We start from the raw sequence: 12,189 nt of genomic DNA on the forward strand, positions 1-12,189 counted from the left end.
GCGAGTCCGCTTCGACGTCGCGGGCGATGGGGTCGTGTGCCACGAGCCGGCCATTGATCAGGCCGGTGACCGCACCACCCGGGCCCGAGGCCGGCGCCGACCAGCAGGGTGCCGTCCGTGACGTCCCCGAACGTGCCCACCGCCCAGGCGCCGAGCCCGGTGCCCGCGTACATGGTCGAGGTCAGCCAGGCACTGGAGGTCGCGCGCAGCTCCGGGGCGATGGTGCCGGCCAGCGTCTGCTGGTCCGTCACGAAGCCGCCCGAGGCCAGGAACCACACCGTCACCCCGGCCAGGGCCAGCACCAGGCCCGGGCCCTCGGCGGCCAGCGCGATGCCCACGGCCAGCAGGACGCCCCACACCGGCAGCAGCGGCAGGTCCGAGCGCCCGGCGCGCCGCGCCCGGTCGCCCAGCCGCCCGCCCAGCAGGGAGCCGGCCACGCTGCCCGCGCCGACCAGCACGCCCACCAGGCCGAGCGCCTGCACCGAGAGGCCGAAGCGCTGCAGCAGCACCGCGCCCAGGAAGGTGTAGGCGCCCAGGTTGGCCGCGTTGAAGACGGTGTTGACGAGCAGGGCGCGGCGCAGCGTGGGATCGGCCCAGCCCGCCAGGATCGCCCGGACGGCCCCCACCCGGGCCGCGGCCGCCTGGGCGGTGGGGGCCTGCACCTGGCGCAGCAGCAGCGGCACGGCGGCCGCGGTGCCGACGGCCAGCGCCCAGAACGCCGAGCGCCAGCCGGCCAGCCCGGCGAGGAAGGCGCCGAGCGGCACGCCGATCACCTGGCCGCAGGAGAACAGCGCCATGCCGAGGCCCAGCGCCCGTCCGCGCACCGCGTCGGGCGCGGTCTCGGCGATGTGCGCCCAGATCGCCGGCCCGGCGGCGGCCGCCGCCAGCCCGGCCACCGCGCGGGAGACGACCAGCAGGGTCAGCCCGGTGGACAGCGCCGCCGCCGCGTTGGACACCACGAACAGCAGGGTGCCCGCGACGAGGGTGCGGCGGCGGCCCAGCCGGTCGCTCAGCAGGCCGAGGAAGGGCGCCGCGACGGCGTACACCAGCACGTAGGCGGTGACGCTGGAGGCGGCGGCCGCCTCGGTGGTGTGGACGGAGTCCGCGATGGTCGGCAGCAGCGGCGACACCAGGAAGGTCTCGGTGCCGAACAGGAAGAGCAGGAGGAAGACCCCGGCGTAGCGCCACCGGTCGAAGCGCGCGGACGCGGGCAGCGGCGGGACGTCCTCGGCCCGGTCTGGCACGGGCGGGTCGGAGATGCTGCTCACGGCGTGGTACCACCTTCTGGTACGGGCGCGCGGCCGGGCCCTCGGACGGCAGGCGGAAGCGGCCGCGACGGCTGACAGGAAGTCCGATGCGGCCATCCTGCGGACCGGCCGGGCACCCAACCAGACAGGCGGTGATCCTGTGACTCCCGCTCACAGGCTGGGGCCGGCGCCCGGGGCTCAGGAGCTGGTCTGGGCGGTGCAGGTGCCGAGCTGGTCGCCGGGCTGGAGGGTGTTGTCGCCGAAGGTCCGGTTCATGACGGTGGCGAACTCGGGCAGCACGACCATCCGGATGTCGGAGAGCGCGAGGTCGACCCGGGGCGGCACCACGGACTGCACCATGGGGGTGATCTGCGGCCGGGCGGGGATGTCGTACACCGGGATGCGGGAGCCCGCCGGGTCGGTGCTGGTCTGCACGACGAAGGTGCTGTCGCCGGAGAGGCTGCCTTCGAGGTTGGTGACCTGCACGTAGTGGCCGGCGGCGTCGGTCAGGGTGAACCCGCCCTTGGCCGCCGTGCGGATGTAGACGGAGTTCGCCAGGGCGACCGGGTTGCCGACGGAGGTGAGGTCGATGGTGACCGTCCCGGTGGCGTCGACGTCGCGGAAGGACGAGGCGGCGCTGCCGGGGGTGAGGGCCTTGAAGGTGACGCCGTCCTTCGCCCAGGAGAGCACGCACTCGGCGCTGCCGGTGCCCATGTTCAGGGTGACGGGGGCTCCCGCGAAGGCGACGTGGGCGAGGGCCACGGTGCCGACGAGGCCCGCGGCGAGGGCGGCCATCGACTTCGGGGACCTGAGCTTCGGGGAACGGTGCTTCGGGGAACGGTGCTCCGGGGATCCTGGCTCGGGGGCGACGGGCTTCGGGGCAACGGGCTTCGGGGACATGGGCGCGGACTCCTGGGGTTCCTGGTGCTTCCCCCCGGTGCTCCCAGCCTTCCGGGCCCGGTGGTGGGCGGCAATCCCGCTGGGCCGACCAGGGCCATCACCCATCGTCACCGGCGGAGCGCGGCGGTGCGCCCCGGCCGGTCAGTCGTAGAGCGCCGCCGCCCGGCGGGTCGCTTCGGCCAGGCGGGCCCGGAGTTCGGGCGGTTCGAGGACCTCGGCCTCCGGGCCGAGGCGCAGGAGTTCGAAGTAGCCGATGTCCCAGGTCTCGACCGGCAGGGTCACGGTGATCCAGCCGTCGGCGTCCGGGGGGCCCGCGGTGGCGAGGGCGTCGGCGGCGGCGGTCGGTTCCAGCAGGACGGCGAGCTGCTCGGCTGCGAGCGGGCTCAGCCGCACCACGGCCCGCTCGCGCAGCAGGGCGCGGGTGAACTCCCGTGCGGCGGCGGCCCAGTGGCCCGCGAGGTCGAACTCGGGATCCCGCTCGAACCGTTCGTCGCCCACCTCGGCGGTCTCGAAGCGGTCGACGCGGTACGAGCCGACCCGGCCGGACGCGCCGCGCGCCGCCAGGTACCACTGCCCGGCCTTCAGGACCAGGCCGTACGGCTCCAGCCGCCGCTCCCGGGTGCCGCCGCGCGCCGCGTACCGGGCCCGGAGGACGCGGTCCTCCCACACGGCGCGCGACACCTCGGCGAGCAGCGGCGGCGGTTCGGCGTCCCGGAACCAGGCCGGTGCGTCGAGGTGGAACCGCCGGGCGGCGGCCGCGGGGGCGTCGCCCAGGACGGCGGCGACCTTCAGCCGGGCGGCGAGGGCGTGCCCGGCCAGGCCCATGTCGCGCAGCGGGCCCGGGAGTCCGGCCAGGTGCAGGACCTCGGCCTCGGCGCGTTCGAGGCCGGTCAGGCGGGTGCGGTAGCCGTCGACGAGCCGGTAGCCCCCGCCGCGGCCGCGTTCGGCGTACACCGGCACGCCGGCCTCGACCAGCGCGGCGACGTCCCGCTGCACGGTGCGCTCGGAGACCTCCAGCTCGGCGGCGAGGTCCGCGGCGGTCATCGCCCGCCGGGTCTGGAGGAGGAGCAGCAGCGCGATGGCCCGGCTCGCCCGCATGTCGCCGTCCTCTCCGACCGCCCTCTCCGGCCGTCCGTGAAGGTCTTCCCCGGGGCCCGGCACGCGGCCGGGCCGCCTTCAGGGTACGGGCGGGTCAGGAGTGGTCCGGTGCCTTCCCGAGGAGTGCGCCGAAGTCGGGGGCGAACACCGTCATCCACTGCGGGTGCAGCCGGAAGTAGACCACGTCGTGCTCCCAGTCGAAGGCGTCCCGGCCGTAGAAGTCCTGGAAGTACGCCAGCAGGTCCGGCCAGTCGGCGGCCGGTTCGCCGTCGAGGGGGTTGAGCACCTCCACGGTGCCGTGGGTGAACACGCCCAGGTCCTCCCCGCGCAGGTGGGCGGCGCTGACGGCGGGCCGGGCGGCGAGGTGGCGGGCCTTGGCGGCGGTGCGCGCGGTGCCGAAGTGCCACTTCCCGTGCAGGAAGTGGCCGTCGGCGCCGCTGATCCGCGGCTCGCACTTCGCCGTCACGGTGGACACCGCGAGCGTGCACATGCCGGTGAGCACCCGGGTGAGCTGTTCGGCGGTGAGGGTGCGTTCCTCGTTGATGATCGACCGCAGGTGCGCCGTGGAGCGGGCGAGCGAGGCGTCGAGGAGGGCCTGGAGGCGGTGCAGCTCGTCGGGGGTCTCACGCATGGGGGTTCCTCTGCTTTCCGTCGTCCCGGCCGGCGCCACCACGGCGCCGGCCGGCGGTTCCCACTCTCCCGGCAGAACCCGACATCCTCTGTCGTGTTTTCCGGCGGGTCCTCGGAAAACTTCCGGAGGGGTGGGTGGGCCGGCGCCGCGGGCGCTACCGCAGCACGGACTCCAGGAAGTCGCTGCCGAGCCGGGTGACGACCGAGATGTCGAGCTGGTGGAGGAGGTAGCGGCCCCGGCGGCGGGTGACGAGCAGCCCGGCCTTCTTCAGGACGGCGAGGTGGCGGGAGACCTCGGGGGCGGTGATGCCGTACGCGTCGGCCAGCTCCTTCGTCGAGTAGGCGCCGCGCGAGAGGTTGCGGCACAGGTTCATCCGCATCGGGTGGGTCAGCGCGTCCAGGCGCAGCCGGACCAGCTCCACGGGCTCGGCGCCGCCGATCTCGTGGGCGGCGGCCGGGTACTGGATCACCGGCTGCCAGCCCGGGCCGTAGAGGGTGAAGAGGTGCGGCCAGCCGAGGACGGTCGGCAGCAGGGTGACGGCGGTGGTGCGGGCGGTGGTGCGGCCGTGCAGCAGTTTGTCGACGACGATGCGGCTGCCGTGCTCGTCCTTCTCCAGGCGCAGGGCCGGTGACGCGGCCGTGAGCGCCTCCGCGAGGCCCTTGCGGCGCAGCAGCTCGGTCTTGTCACGGGCGTCGGCGGCGAGCTGGACGCGGACCCGGCGCCAGGTGTCGGCGAAGAAGGCCTGGTCGCAGTCCTCCAGGAGGCGCCGGATCCAGGCGCGGGTGCCGGTGGGGTCGGCGAGCATCCGCTCGGCGAAGGCCGCCTGGCGCGGGCCGCGGGCGGCGGCCAGGTCGAGCGCGCGGCGCCGCGACCAGGCGTCGACCAGCGGGGACGGCAGGCCCTTGGGGTAGTGGTTGGTGCTGCAGGAGATCTCCAGGGCGGTGCCGACGAACTTCTCGTCGTCCATCCGGTCGAGGTCGTCGAGTTCCTCGGCGAGGGTCTCCCGGGGCCGGGGCGGCATCAGGAAGTCGGAGCGCGTCGAACGCCACATGAACTCGGCCTCCAGCAGCCGGTCGGCGAGCTCCGGCTCCAGCGCGGCGGAGGTCGCCGTCGTCCACGCGTGCAGCCGGGCGTGGTGGGCGGGCTCGGCCAGCGCGTGCAGGGCGTTGCCGAGCTCGGCCAGCGGCGAGGGGCTGAAGGTGATCCGCTCGTGCGGCAGTCCGGTGATGTCAATGGTCACGCTCACCCCTCCATGGTGCAGGTCGGCCGTGGTGCCGGGCCGCGCGGGGGGGGCATCGTTTGACGGGGGTCGTCAATCGGCGGGACGGCTGCGCCGGCCGGAGTCCATCGTGGGCGCATGAACGCCCTCCACCAGCACCTCTTCGACAGTTACCGGGCCGCGCAGCACGGCGAGCCGGCCCCGCCCGCCCCCGGCACCCACGACCTCGCGGTGCTGCGCGCGGCCCGCGACCACCGCCGCTTCGAAGCCGTCCTCGCGGGACGCCCGGCCACCGGCCGCCTCCGCTTCCTCCTCCGCCGCTGGCTGCGCCCCGGGGCCTGCTGACGTCCGGTTCCCTACGCACGGTCGACGTGAGGACACAAGGTGTCCTAAAGTGAAGGGCGTGTCACCGGCGCCTCCGCACACCACTCCGACCGAAGAGCGAAGGAGAACCACGGCCATGGCCGACACGTTCGAGACGGGCAAGTCCGACCTGGTGCAGCTGGCCCACCACCGGATGCGGACCGCGATCCCCGACAACGACTGGACGGTGCGTCAGAAACTCGCCCTGACCTGCCGCATCCTGTTCGACGCCGGACACGACTCCGGGCTGGCCGGCCAGATCACCGCCCGGGCCGAACGCCCCGGCACCTACTACACCCAGCGCCTGGGCCTCGGCTTCGACGAGATCACCGAGGACAACCTGCTCCTCGTCGACGAGGACCTCGACGTCCTGGAGGGCGACGGGATGGCCAACCCGGCCAACCGGTTCCACAGCTGGGTCTACCGGGCCCGCCCGGACGTCAACTGCATCATCCACACCCACCCGCCGCACGTCTCGGCGCTCTCGATGCTGGAGACCCCGCTGGTCGTCTCGCACATGGACATGTGCCCGCTGTACGACGACTGCGCCTTCCTGGAGACCTGGCCCGGCATCCCGGTCGGCAACGAGGAGGGCGAGATCATCTCCGCCGCCCTCGGGGACAAGCGCGCGCTCCTGCTCGCCCACCACGGCCAGCTGGTCGCCACCGGCACCGTCGAGGAGGCGTGCACACTGGCCCTGCTCTTCGAGCGGGCCGCCAGGCTCCAGCTGCTGGCCGGCGCCGCCGGGAAGATCCAGGAGATTCCGGAGCCGCTGGCCAAGGAGGCGCACGACTGGACCTCCACCCCCAAACGCGGCCAGGCGAACTTCGCCTACTACGCGCGCCGCGCACTGCGGGCCGGCCACGGGGACGCCTTGGCCGGGCACGCGGACGCCTTGGCCGGTCGCGGGGACGCTCTCGCCGGCCGGAAGGACGCCTGAGATGGCCGCCACCGCCCTGGAAGGGATCATCGCCTATCCGGTGACCCCGTTCTCGCCCGCCGACGGCGGCCCGGACCTCGACCGTCTCACCGAGCTGATCGACCGGCTGGTCCGCTCCGGCTGCCACGCCGTCGCCCCGCTGGGCTCCACCGGCGAGAGCGCCTACCTCGACGACCAGGAGTGGTACGCCGTCGCCGAGGCCTCGGTGGCGGCCGTCGCGGGCCGGGTGCCCACCGTGGTCGGCATCGCCGACCTCACCACCCGCGGCGCCGTCCGCCGCGCCCGGTTCGCCGAACGGGCCGGCGCCGACGTGGTGATGGTGCTGCCGCTCTCGTACTGGCGGCTGGACGAGCGCGAGATCACCCGGCACTACACCGAGGTCGCCGACGCGGTCGGCATCCCGTTGATGGTCTACAACAACCCGGCCACCGCCGGGGTCGACCTCGGCCCGGAGCTCCTGCACCGGCTGGTCGACCGGGTGGAGAACATCACCATGGTCAAGGAGAGCAGCGGCGACATCCAGCGGATGCACCGGCTCGCCCAACTGTCCGACGGCGCCCTGCCGTTCTACAACGGCTCCAACACCCTGGCACTGGAGGCCTTCGCGGCCGGCGCGGCCGGCTGGTGCACGGCGGCGCCCTGCCTCATCCCCGAGCTCACCCTCGACCTGTACCGGGCGGTGCGCGCCGGGGATCCGGAGACGGCCCGCCGGGTGTTCTACCGGCAGCTGCCGGTGCTGCAGTTCCTGCTCGGCGGCGGACTGCCGACCACTGTGAAGGCGGGCCTGGCCCTGTGCGGCCTGGACGCCGGGGAGCCCCGGCGCCCGCTGCTGCCGCTGGACGAGGAGCGGACGGCACGGCTGGCCGCGCTGCTGTCCGCGGCGGGGGCCGGCCCGGCGGCCGGCGCCGCCTGAGCCCCTCAGGGCAGCGTGGGGACCCGGTCCGCGGGGCCGTCCGGATCGTCGTGGATGACCACGAGGATCTCGGCCGGCTCCGGACCGGTGCTCCGGCAGCGGTGGGGCAGCGCCGAGTTGAAGTACACACTGTCCCCGGGGCCGAGCTCGACGCTGCGCCCGGGGAACTCCAGCACGGCGCTGCCCGCGTGCACGAAGAAGAACTCCTCGCCCAGGTGCGACTTGAACGGCGGGTCCGAGGGCGCGGTGGGCGGGTACATCACGAACGGCACCATCCGCTTGCCGCTGAGGCCGGTCGCGATGCCCTCGTAGTGGGAGGCCCCGGGATCGGTCCCGGGACCGATCGGCGTGCGCTCGCCGGCCCTGACCACGGTGACGAGCTCGGGCTCCACCTCGTCCGAGAAGAGCCGGCCGACGTCGACCTTGAGGGCGTGGGCCAGCTTGAGCGCCGTCGAGATCGACGGCTCGCTGATGCCGCGCTCGACCTTGGAGAGGTAGCTCTTGGTGACGCCGACCTGCTCGGCGAGTGCCTCCAGACTGAGCCGGTTCTGCTTCCTCAGCACCCGCAACCTGCCGGCCATGCGCCACCTCTCACCACGGAATCGTCCGGTCCATTATCGGCCCGGCCGGGAAGGGGCCGACGGGGTGCCGGCGGCGTCGGGGGCCGTCACCGGGCGGCGGGTGGGTCGTTGATCCGGGCACCGCTGCTCCGCGGGCGCGGCGGCAGTCGGAATCGGCCTGGAGGAGTCTGCGGTGTCCACCGTCACCAACCCGTTCACCGGTGCCTACACTCCGGTGGCCGAGGAAGTCACCGCCTTCGACCTGCCGGTCACGGGGACGCTCCCGGCCGAGCTCAACGGCCGGTACGTGCGCAACGGGCCCAACGGGATGCGGGCCGAGGACCCCCGGCCACGGCACCTGTTCGGCGGCTACGCCATGGTGCACGGGGTCCGGCTGCTGGAGGGGCGGGCCCGGTGGTACCGCAACCGGCTGGTCCGCAGCGCCGCCGTGGCCGAGGCCCTGGGGGAGCGGCCGCGCCCCGGCGCCGCGCCGAGGATCGCCGACGTCGCGCCCAACACCCACGTCATCGGGCACGCCGACCGCACCTTCGCGCTGGTCGAGGGCGGCTTCCGCCCGTACGAACTCTCCTACGAGATCGAGACGGTGGGCGCCAGCGACTTCTGCGGCACGCTGCCCGAGGGGTTCGCCGCGCACCCCAAGCTCGACCCCCTCACCGGCGAGCTGCACGCGATCACCTGGCAGCGGGACAGCGAGGTGCTGCGCCACCTGGTGCTCGACCCGCGGGGCACCGTCGTCCGGACCGTGGACATCCCCGTCCCGCACCGGCCGGTGGTCCACGACATGGCGCTGACCAGGAACTTCGCCGTGGTCCTCGACCTCACGGCGCGGGTCAGCGAGCCCGACAACCGGGCGCGCCGGACGTACCCGGCGGTCTGGGACGAGACCCGTGGCGCACGGATCGGGCTGCTGCCCCGCACCGGCACCGAGGTCCGCTGGTACGAGGTCGAGCCCTGCTTCGTCTTCCACACGCTCAACGCCCACGAGGACGGCGACCGGGTCGTCCTCGACGCGGTGCGCTACCCGAGGATGTTCGTCGGCGGCGCGCTGGACGGCCAGAGCAGCCCCACCCTGGACCGCTGGACCCTCGACACCGTCTCCGGGGAGGTCACCGAGAGCCGCCTGGACGACCGGCCGCAGGAGTTCCCGGCGGTCAGCCCCGCGGTGGTCGGCGGCGCCCACCGCTACGGGTACGCCACGGTGGCCACCGACCTGCTGCGCCACCTGGCCGGCGCCGAGGCCCCCGGCACCCTGCCCCCGGAGACCGCCGGGGACGCCCTGATCAAGCACGACCTGCGGCGGCGGTCCAGCACCGTGCGGCGGCTCGGCGCAGGCCGCTACACCGGCGAGGTGTCCTTCGTCCCGAGGCCGGGCGCCCGCGCCGAGGACGACGGCTACCTGCTCGCCTACGTCCACGACCCGGAGCGGGGCGCGAGCGACCTCGTCGTCCTCTCCGCCGAGGACTTCACCGGCGCCCCGCTCGCCACCGTCCACCTGCCGGTACGGGTGCCGGCCGGTTTCCACGGCAGCTGGATCCCCGACCCCCGCTGAACGGTGTGCCCCACTGCTGAACGGTGTGCCCCCGGGCCGGGGGCGACCGGCCCGGGCACGGGGCACACCGTGGCCGTCGAGGCGGGAGCCGGAGGCGGTCAGCCGCGGTGGTGGTCCGCCCGCTCCTTCCGGTGGCGGGGCAGCCGGTGGGATCCGACCGGTCGTCCGCCGGCGAGGTGCTCGGTGACGACCCGGTCCGCGACGGCCGGGTCGACCTTCCCGTACCAGACGTCGTCCGGCTGCACGCTGACGACGGGGGCCTGGTTGCAGGGGAACTGGCACCCCGTCTGGGTGACCAGCACGTCGTCGTCGCCCAGGCCCAGCTCGGTCAGCTTCAGTGCCAGGGCGCGCTGCACCTCCTCGGCGCCCACGGCCGTGCACCGCGAGCCGCGGCACACCATGACCTGGTGCCGGTGGCCGGGGACCTCCTCCCAGGCCGCGGACGTGAGGCCGGGCTCCGTGCCGGTGATCGCCCTCGTCGCCGCGGCCACCGTGGCGACCGCGTCCGGGGAGTCGGCGAGGCGGGTCGCGACGAGGAGTTCGGGGCGGTGGCCCGCGCGCTCGCGCCACCAGTGCGCGGCGATCCGCCGCAGCCAGGAATGGGCCGGGCCGGAGGCCGCGAGGCGGAGGCCGATCACGAGCACGGTCTCGTGGCCCGCGTCGGCCAGCCTGGTCAGCTCGGCCGACAGGGAGGGGTCTCCCTGCTGCAGGAACGCGGTCGAGGCCCGGTGCGCGGCCGCCGTCCGGAGGAGTTCGTCGCGGCGGACGACTTCCGCGACCGACATGCCGACCAGGAGTACGACACTGCGGCGGGCGGGGGTATCCGGGGCGGGGGAGGTCATGGGGTCGTCCTTTCGGGGATCAGTCCGTTCCACCGGATGTGCGGCCGGTCGTGCCGGGGGTGTCGTTCCACGGTGACGTCGACGCCGTAGACGCGCGCGATCGTCTCCGAGGTGAGCACCTCGGCGACGGGCCCGTGGGCGACCGGCCGGCCGTCGAGCAGGACGGCGACCTCGTCGCAGTAGGCGGCGGCGAGTTCGAGGTCGTGCAGCGCGGCGACCGTGGTGATGCCCAGCCCGCGGACGGTTCGGAGGAAGCCGAGTTGGTGGCGCAGGTCGAGGTGGTTGGTGGGTTCGTCGAGCAGGAGCACGCCGGGCTCCTGCACCAACGCCCGCGCGAGCTGGACCCGTTGCCGCTCGCCGCCCGACAGCGTCGGCCAGGAACGCTCGAGCAGGTGGCCGACGTCGGCGGCGGCGACGGCACCGGCGAGGACGGACCGCTCGTGGGCGTCGGCGGCGGCGTTCGCCGGCAGGGGCCAGCGGCCGCGGTGCGGCGTGCGCCCGAGTTCGATGACCTGACGGACCGTCAGTGGGTGCCGGGTGTCCGCCTGTTGCTCCATGAAGGCCACCTGTCGGGCCCGTCGGCGGGCCGGGAGCGTGTGGAGGTCCGTCCCGTCCAGGAGGACCCGCCCCGTGCTCGGCCGGGTCAGCCCGGCGACGGCGCGCAGCAGGGTGGTCTTCCCGGCGCCGTTGGGCCCGAGCAGGCCCGTGATCCGGCCGGGGCGGAACGCGAGCGAGACGTCGTCCAGCAGCGTGGCCGCGCCGACGCGCACGCCGAGGCCTTCCGCGCGCAGGTCGACGGGGGGCGTGCGCGTCACAGCGCCCTCCCGTCGGTCCGCCCCTGGCGCCACAGCAGCCAGGCGAAGAAGGGCGCTCCGAGTCCGGCCGTGACGACGCCGACGGGGATCTCACGGTCGGGGAGGACCGTGCGGGCCACGATGTCGCTGCCCACCAGGAGGGTCGCGCCCACCAGCGCCGACGCGGGCAGCAGGAGGGCGTGGCGCGGGCCGCAGACGAGCCGGACCACGTGCGGGACGACCAGGCCGAGGAACCCGATGACGCCGGTGTTGGCGACCAGGCACGCCGTCACCAGCGCGGCGGTGGCGACGAGGAGCCAGCGGGTGCGCTCGACGTGCACGCCGAGGGAGCGGGCGGAGGTCTCGCCGAAGGCGAAGGCGTCCAGGTCGCGGGCCGAGGAGGCCAGGACCGTGAGACCGACCAGTGCGACGGCGGTCAGGAAGACGGCGGTGGGCCACCGCACGCCGGCGACCGAGCCGAGCGTCCACTCCATGACACCGCGCGCCGCGTTGCGGTCCCCGAGGACCATCACGACGAACGAGGTGTACGCCCCGCACATCTGTCCCACCGCGATGCCGGCGAGCACGGTCCGGGTGGTCGGCAGTGACCGGGTGCGGGCGCCGGCCAGGGCCAGGACGACGGCGGCGGCGAGCAGGGCACCGGCGAAGGCCGCCGTCGCCACCGCGCCGGTGCCCACGGCGCCGGTCACGCCGACGCCGAGGACGATCACGGTGACCGCGCCGGCGGCGGCTCCGTCCGAGATCCCGAGCAGGAAGGGGTCGGCCAGGTCGTTCCCGGTCAGCGTCTGCAGCACCGCGCCGCAGACCGCCAGGCCGGCGCCGGTGGCGGCCGCTCCCAGCACCCGGGGCAGCCGCAGCTGCCAGACGATCCGGTCGTCCAGCAGCGTCACGTCCGGGCTGCCCAGCCCGAGACGGCGCATGACGACGTCGATCACGGTCCCGACCGGCTCGTGCTGCGAGCCCACGGCCAGGCCGAGGAGCACCGTGGCCAGGAGCAGGGCCGCGCCGACGGCCAGGACCGCCGTCGCGCGGGACGAAGGTGCGCTGGAGCCACCGGTCGCTGCCGTCGAAGCGCGGGCTGAACGCGGTGC

13 protein-coding genes are annotated in these 12,189 nt (G+C 74.7%); 4 read left to right on the forward strand and 9 right to left on the reverse strand.

Translation table 11 applies throughout. The features are described 5' to 3' along the window. From ACWD4P_RS36325 to ACWD4P_RS36345, 5 genes are all read right to left on the reverse strand, one after another. Positions 1-1,268: MFS transporter (locus tag ACWD4P_RS36325; protein ID WP_449782566.1), on the reverse strand; the 1,268-nt coding region annotated here is incomplete at its 3' end. 177 nt (positions 1,269-1,445) lie between these two features. Then, positions 1,446-2,042, reverse strand: coding sequence for a hypothetical protein (locus ACWD4P_RS36330; protein ID WP_449782567.1), 597 nt, complete (start codon positions 2,040-2,042; stop codon positions 1,446-1,448). A 246-nt stretch (positions 2,043-2,288) separates the two neighbouring features. Continuing rightward, complete coding sequence (locus tag ACWD4P_RS36335) at positions 2,289-3,245, reverse strand: helix-turn-helix transcriptional regulator (RefSeq protein ID WP_449782568.1); 957 nt, start codon at positions 3,243-3,245, stop codon at positions 2,289-2,291. A gap of 94 nt (positions 3,246-3,339) precedes the next feature. Next, complete coding sequence (locus ACWD4P_RS36340; protein ID WP_449782569.1) at positions 3,340-3,876, reverse strand: pyridoxamine 5'-phosphate oxidase family protein; 537 nt, start codon at positions 3,874-3,876, stop codon at positions 3,340-3,342. Between the two features lie 154 nt (positions 3,877-4,030). Next, entirely contained in the window at positions 4,031-5,122 is a 1,092-nt protein-coding gene (locus ACWD4P_RS36345; protein ID WP_449782570.1) for a DUF5937 family protein, read from the reverse strand. 111 nt (positions 5,123-5,233) lie between these two features. Between ACWD4P_RS36345 and ACWD4P_RS36350 the strand changes: the two genes are divergently transcribed. The 3 genes from ACWD4P_RS36350 (at position 5,234) to ACWD4P_RS36360 (ending at position 7,311) form a co-directional block, all read left to right on the forward strand. Further along, complete coding sequence (locus tag ACWD4P_RS36350) at positions 5,234-5,440, forward strand: hypothetical protein (protein WP_359827120.1); 207 nt, start codon at positions 5,234-5,236, stop codon at positions 5,438-5,440. Positions 5,441-5,555: 115 nt separating this feature from the next. Beyond that, positions 5,556-6,398, forward strand: a complete 843-nt coding sequence (locus tag ACWD4P_RS36355) for an aldolase (protein ID WP_449782571.1) — start codon at positions 5,556-5,558, stop codon at positions 6,396-6,398. Position 6,399: 1 nt separating this feature from the next. Continuing rightward, positions 6,400-7,311, forward strand: coding sequence for a dihydrodipicolinate synthase family protein (locus tag ACWD4P_RS36360; RefSeq protein ID WP_449782572.1), 912 nt, complete (start codon positions 6,400-6,402; stop codon positions 7,309-7,311). Positions 7,312-7,316: 5 nt separating this feature from the next. Here the strand turns inward: ACWD4P_RS36360 and ACWD4P_RS36365 are convergent, their stop codons facing one another. Beyond that, the gene (locus tag ACWD4P_RS36365; RefSeq protein ID WP_359827112.1) at positions 7,317-7,892 is read right to left on the reverse strand and encodes a helix-turn-helix domain-containing protein; all 576 of its coding nucleotides are present in this window, start codon (positions 7,890-7,892) and stop codon (positions 7,317-7,319) included. A gap of 172 nt (positions 7,893-8,064) precedes the next feature. Here ACWD4P_RS36365 and ACWD4P_RS36370 point away from each other — a divergent pair, with 172 nt between their 5' ends. Continuing rightward, on the forward strand, positions 8,065-9,441 hold the full coding sequence (locus tag ACWD4P_RS36370) for a carotenoid oxygenase family protein (protein ID WP_449782573.1): 1,377 nt from the start codon (positions 8,065-8,067) through the stop codon (positions 9,439-9,441). A gap of 98 nt (positions 9,442-9,539) precedes the next feature. Here ACWD4P_RS36370 and ACWD4P_RS36375 read toward each other — a convergent pair whose 3' ends face one another. The 3 genes from ACWD4P_RS36375 to ACWD4P_RS36385 form a co-directional block, all read right to left on the reverse strand. After that, the gene (locus tag ACWD4P_RS36375; protein ID WP_449782574.1) at positions 9,540-10,283 is read right to left on the reverse strand and encodes a (2Fe-2S) ferredoxin domain-containing protein; all 744 of its coding nucleotides are present in this window, start codon (positions 10,281-10,283) and stop codon (positions 9,540-9,542) included. Next, positions 10,280-11,098: an ABC transporter ATP-binding protein gene (locus ACWD4P_RS36380; protein ID WP_449782575.1), complete on the reverse strand. Its 819-nt coding sequence runs from the start codon at positions 11,096-11,098 to the stop codon at positions 10,280-10,282. The genes ACWD4P_RS36375 and ACWD4P_RS36380 overlap by 4 nt, the downstream gene beginning before the upstream one ends. Continuing rightward, a partial coding sequence (locus ACWD4P_RS36385) for a FecCD family ABC transporter permease (RefSeq protein ID WP_449782576.1) occupies positions 11,095-12,189 on the reverse strand: 1,095 nt, incomplete at its 5' end. The genes ACWD4P_RS36380 and ACWD4P_RS36385, both read right to left, overlap by 4 nt.

The sequence above is a fragment of the Kitasatospora sp. NPDC002543 genome, from assembly GCF_053594915.1.